Raw genomic sequence first — 249 nt, 5'->3', positions numbered from 1 at the left:
CGCAAAGGCAGCATAGCAGCCAGCGCAGCAGTCTAATCATCACGAAGTAAAGGAGAATGAATATGAGTAAGTTGACTTACATTCGTTGTGGAGATTATGATATACCCAACCTAAAACTTTCTGAACAGCCGGAAACTTCTATCGGCAAGTACGGCAGAATGCGAAAATCCTACCTAAAGGAACATCGCCCCATTCTCTACAACCAACTGCTGATGAGCGAGAAGCTGTATCCACACCTGTTAGAGATTG

The 249-nt window shown here is 44.6% G+C and carries 1 protein-coding gene; it reads left to right on the top strand.

Annotated elements, in window-relative coordinates; genetic code table 11:
* Window positions 1-62 precede the first annotated feature (62 nt).
* A partial coding sequence (locus DXB44_RS14965) for a TnpV protein (RefSeq protein WP_243111199.1) occupies window positions 63-249 on the top strand: 187 nt, incomplete at its 3' end.

It is taken from the genome of Faecalibacterium sp. OM04-11BH (assembly GCF_003482185.1).
Classification (GTDB): domain Bacteria; phylum Bacillota; class Clostridia; order Oscillospirales; family Ruminococcaceae; genus Faecalibacterium; species Faecalibacterium tardum.
The sequence above is the reverse complement of the archived record's forward strand: the minus strand, read 5'-3'. Positions and strand labels throughout refer to the sequence as shown.